3 protein-coding genes are annotated in these 5,630 nt (G+C 49.8%); all 3 read right to left on the bottom strand.

What is annotated here, in order from left to right; all coding sequences use genetic code 11:
• Window positions 1-1,418 (bottom strand): alpha-1,3-galactosidase-related protein (locus tag VIM72_RS14615; protein ID WP_332003561.1); only part of this gene is annotated, 1,418 nt, incomplete at its 3' end.
• Window positions 1,419-1,420: 2 nt separating this feature from the next.
• Window positions 1,421-2,959, bottom strand: coding sequence for a RagB/SusD family nutrient uptake outer membrane protein (locus VIM72_RS14610; protein WP_332003560.1), 1,539 nt, complete (start codon window positions 2,957-2,959; stop codon window positions 1,421-1,423).
• A gap of 11 nt (window positions 2,960-2,970) precedes the next feature.
• Window positions 2,971-5,630, bottom strand: a 2,660-nt coding sequence (locus tag VIM72_RS14605) for a TonB-dependent receptor (protein ID WP_332003559.1), incomplete at its 5' end; no start/stop codon positions are given.

Below are 5,630 nucleotides of genomic sequence, written 5' to 3'. Positions count from 1 at the left end.
GATTCATACCAGGAATTCACATCGCCTGCAATGAGGATCGCCGATCCGCTGGATGCAAAGCGGTTGTTTTCAATGATCACTTTTTTAGGCGTGGTGACCAACAGCCCCCTGGCGCGACAGCTTTCAAAGAACGAATGGCGGACCGTAACGGCCGGTGTCCAGCTCATATTTTCCAGGCCGTCCTTTTCTTTTATATGCGCCGGTATTTCTTCTGATAGGGTCAGCTCAAAATCCGTGGTATTGATCTTCCGGAAGGCGGTCACCTTTGCCTTACCGGTGGTGGCCAGCGAATGGTGATCAATAAACGTAATGTCATCTCCGGCTTCCGCCCATTCCATCCCAACGCTCATTGGCTCCATAAAACGGCATAGCAGCCTGTTTTCAGCCGTTTTACTGATAATGCGCACATAAGTGCCATGCACGTTAATTGGATCGTCCATAAGGCCTCCAAAACGACAGCTGTCTACTTCGATGTTCCCCCTGCAATTGGAAAAATGCAGACCATCATCATGACCGCTGAAATACCTGCCTTTTTTTGTATTGGGTATTATGGAGATGTTTTTAAAACGCAGCTCCTCCGTATACTGCGATAATATCCCTAACCCTGCGCAATGATAGCCTGTCACATTTTCCATGGCAATATGATCGCTGTGCGTTACAAAGATCATGGCATGATCCCTGACGTTGTGCCGCAGCACCAGGATATTGCCGGGCGAGGGCTTTCTTTTGAAGGGGTATTGCAGGCGCACTACGCCATTGTCCATAACAGTGGCTTTATAGTTCCCCCAGCCAGGCCCCAGCGCACTGGGATCATCGCCGGTCCTGTAGACAATAAGATGGGCGTCTTTTTCGTATTCCATCACCCCGATGATTTTTCCGCTCCAGCCTTCGGCGGCAAACAGCAGCTGCCCGTTTACAATGGTGTAAGGGTATTGTGCCGTATCAATACGTACATCTATATACGAAGCGGTGGTATCCAGCACCGAAGCCTGTGCCGTAAGCGGGTAATCCCAATCGATGGAAAAATTACGAAGTGTAACATGACTGCTCCGCTCAATAGTGAACGGCTGTATGCGGCCATGATACACCAGCTCCGCCCCTGCGCCTTCTACCACCAGTTTTTTAAACCCTTCAATCATAATGGCATTGTACTTCGGGTTAATGTCCGATGTATTGGATTCATAATACACTTTCTCCACTGCCTGCTGAGGCCAGAAGTCGTACCGCCCTGCGGGGAAAAACAATAAAGGATTTTCCTTTTTGCGGCAGGCTTCCAGCGCCGCTTTCACGGCTGTTACTGCGTCAGCGCGACTACCAGCACGGGCGCCGAAGCTGGTTACATATACGGTATCATAAGCAGTGGCGCCCTGTGTGTATTGCACCAGCAACAGCAGCGCTATTAAAACGTATCTATGCATAATCAATACCCGGGGTTTTGTACCAGTTTTGGATTCAGATCTATTTCCCCCTGCGGAACCGGCCACAGGTAAAGCGCATCCACAAAATGGCGCACATCCAGCTGCTGACCTGTCATGGTTTTGATCACTGCTCCATCCATCAGTTGCTTTGCAATGCCCCAGCGGCGGATATCTGAATAATAAATGCCTTCAAATGCCAGCTCTATCCTTCTTTCATGACGGATAATATCCCGCATCTGTTCTTTGGTTTTGCCTGCGGGAATAGCCGGCATGTTTACCCCCTTCCGGGCCCTCACCTGGTTAATGGCATCATACACCGCCGCATTGGCGCCGTTTGTTTCGTTCTCCGCTTCTGCGTATAGCAGCAACAGGTCGGCATAGCGGAATACAATATAGTTCAACGGCGAATCGCCCCAGTTAAAACCGTCTACCGTGAGCACATGTTTCCGTGGCAGGTAACCGATGAAGGTCGACTTTGCGCCGCCCACCTTGATATTATCGTATGGAATTCCCTTCCATACAGCGCCGGGGCGGATAATGGTATAATCCAACCGTGGATCCCTGTCTTTAAACGGGTTGGCAGGATCATAACCGGAAGCAGGATCGGTGATCATCTTCCCGTTCTTCATCTCATAACTGTTTACCAGATCCTGCGTAGGGTAAGCCTGGTCCCATCCTTTGCCGAAAGAGCTCTGCGGCCCCATAAATCCATCCAGTGGACTACCTTCTCCCAAACCAGGCCCCGCATATTGTACATCAAATATCACTTCGGCATTATTCTCCGCAGCCACATCGGTGAACATGGCTTCATAGTTATCATACAGTTTATACTGGCCTTTATCGATGATCTGTTTGGCCACAGCGGCTACCTGCTGGTATTGTTTTGCCAGCAACAGCGCTTTAGCTTTAAGCATCAGTGCAGCGCCCATGGTGGCCCTGCCGGTATTGGCTTTATCATAAACCGCAGGCAGGGCTTTGGCCGCTTCATCGCATTGCGCTTCAACAAAATTCAGCACTTCATCGCGGGTATTCCTGCCGGGAAGATCAGCGCCCAGTTGCAGGGTATGTTCAATAAGCGGCACGCCTCCGTAGTAATCAGCGAGGTTGTAATAAAACAGCGCGCGTAAAAACTGCGCCTCTGCCAGCAGCCGCCCCTTCAGGGTTTCATCCATTTTAATGGCCGGTACTTTTTCCAGCGCCAGGTTGGCTTTATAGATACCGTTATATAACTGTACCCACTTGTCGTTTACCGGGGTAATAAGTGTAGGCAGCAGGTTGCCTTTGGAAATACCTCCGTAACCTTCCAGGTAATCGCTCCAGATCCAGGCGTTGGGCGTCATCCCATCCGTCATGGGGTTGTAGCCATAGATCTGGTAGTTATGCTGCATCTGCTCATAAATAGCGGTGATGCCGGAAAGCGCATCTGCGTCTGATTGCCAGAAGTTGGTATCCGACAGCTGGTCTGAGGGTTTGGAATTCAGGAAGTCTTTTGAGCATCCTGCCAGCAGGATGATATATAATACAAGCGTTATTTTCTTCATGGTACACAAGTTTAGAATGAGGCATTTATGCCCAGTGAGAAGGTGCGCACATTCGGGTTCTCAATCTGGTAATCGGTATAATTCCCTGTTTCGGGATCCAGTCCGTTGTACTTTGTCCAGGTGAATGGGTTCTGTGCATCCGCATACACCTGTATGCCTGAAATGAATGTTTTCTTCAGCCAGCCTGCGGGAAAGCTGTAAGAGAGCTGCATATTTTTCACTCTCAGGAAAGAACCGTTCTGCACCCAGAAAGAGGAGGCCTGTGTATTATCGCTGTTACTGTCTGTTGTAAGCCTCGGGATATCGCTGTTGGGATTTTCGGCCGACCATGCGTTGAGGAAGTACGAGTTGATCTCCCGGCCATAGCGCACGGCGCTGGTATACCAAAGGTTCTGGTAATACCTTTTTACACCGCCGATGCCCTGGAATAAAACGGACAGCGAAATACCTTTGTACCCGGCCTGCAGTGTAAGCCCATAGGTATATTCAGGGATTACGCTGCCCAGGTAGGTACGGTCGCCTCCATTGATAACGCCGTCCTGTTTGATGTCGGCATATTTAAGATCGCCTGGTTTGTTGGAACCCGATAGTTTTTGTTTGGCCCAGTTGTCGATATCATGCTGATTTTTAAAAGTGCCTTCCGCCTGGTAGCCATACAATGCGCCAATGGGCAGTCCCTGTTTAATGATAGAGTTATTGCCGATGCTTTGTATTACATCGGGGTTGCCCTGGTAATGCAATACATTGTTGGTATTATGGCTCAGGTTACCGCTGATAGCGTACTGAAAAGCGCCCGCACTGTTCTTATAACCGAGCGCCACTTCCCATCCCCTGTTCTGCACTACTGCCACATTCTGGTAAGGTGGCGTAAGTGCGCCGTATAAAGATGATAACGGCAGTTGCACCAGGATGTTGCTGGTGCGACGGTTGTACCAGTCGAACGTAACATCAAAATGCTCCCTGAACAGGGTGATGTCTGCGCCAAAGTCGGTAGTAGCGGTACTTTCCCAGGTGATATCCGGGTTTGGCAGCGCTTTAGGCGCCAGTCCGGCTGAGAGACTGTTACCAAAAATATAGTTTTGTCCGGCTGCATACAATCCCATGTACTGGTACAATCCTATGTTCTGGTTACCCAGCTTACCCCATGATCCGCGGATCTTGATATCATCTACAAAAGAAATACCTGCATTGCGGAAAAAGTTTTCCTTGCTGAGCCGCCATGCGCCTGAAAAAGAAGGGAACACTCCCCAGCGGTTACCGCTGGCAAAGCGCGATGATCCGTCGTAACGGAGGTTGGCTTCCAGCAGGTATTTTTCCTTGTAGCTGTAGTTCACGCGCCCGAAGTACGACGACAAGGTGGAAGATGAAGAGGTACCGCTTACAATGGGTTGTGAAAGGCCGGCGCTCAGCTCCCAGGTATCGTTGGAGGGGAAGCCCTGCACGCTGCCGGCAAACCAGGCATTCCTGTTTATTTCCCTGCTGGCGCCCACCAACGCGGTGATATGATGATCCTGCGCAAATGTTTTATCATAATTAAGCGTGGTGTAAAAAGTGAGCCCCAGGCTGTTATCATTTCTTTGATACAAGGTGGAAGGCACCGAAGCATTACTGACGGTCACTTCATCTTTCTGAAAATTCCAGAGATTCTGTATGGCGCCGGAGTACTTGTATTGTTTGCCTTCTTTGTTATACACCTCCGCGCTTCCGTTTACCTGCCATTTCAGGTCTTTCATAATTTCCCATTCGCCATATAACTTAGCAAAGGAGTACTGCCCTACCTGCGGGTAAAACCAGGTATCCATATACTGTTGCGGGTTAATGGCATTGGGGCTTTCATCATCTGTATTCCTGCCGCCATAGCGGGTGACGCCGTCTTTGGTCATAGTAGGCGTTACGCCGGGCACCGAGTTCGCGCTGTAATACAACAGGGTAGTTACATCAAAAGGCTCGTTCACCTTGTTCCAGTAGGAAGTGAGGATGGCCCCGATCTTTACCTTATCACTGATCTTATGATCCATATTCAGGCGCAATGAGTATTTGGTATTGTCTGTAGACTCCATGATACCTTTGTTATACAGATATCCCATAGAGAGATAGTAATCCGTTTTTTCGTTGCCGCCGCTAATGGAGAGGTTATGCCGGGTGATGATGCCTTGTTTAAAGATCACATCCATCCAGTTGGTATTGGGAAACAGCACCGGGTCTTTGGCATTCTTCCACGCCTCTATGGTGGCTGGTTTGAAGAGATCCGTATTGTCGGGGTTATCCGCTTTCTGGATACGGTTCATCAGCTGCATATAGGTGACATAATCCGTTACCGGTTCAAATAGATGTGTAGCTTTTTGCACGCCGGCAGACCCATTGTAGTTGATCACGGTTTTTCCTTTCTTCCCTCTTTTGGTAGTAACGAGAATAACGCCGTTGGCGGCGCGGGAACCGTAAATAGCTGCGGAGGCGGCATCTTTGAGAATAGAGATACTGGCCACGTCGTTAGGGTTCAGGTTATTCAGCGATCCCACGATGCCATCGATAAGCACCAGCGGGTCTGAATTATTGAGCGTACCTACCCCGCGGATGCGCAGTACGGCCCCATCGCGGCCGGGTTGCCCGGAAGTTTGCGATACAGAGATGCCCGATGCAGCGCCGGACAGTGCCTGGGATACATCTGTAA

Origin of the sequence: Chitinophaga sp., from assembly GCF_036569185.1 — a bacterium.
GTDB lineage: Bacteria > Bacteroidota > Bacteroidia > Chitinophagales > Chitinophagaceae > Chitinophaga.
The sequence above is the reverse complement of the archived record's forward strand: the minus strand, read 5'-3'. Positions and strand labels throughout refer to the sequence as shown.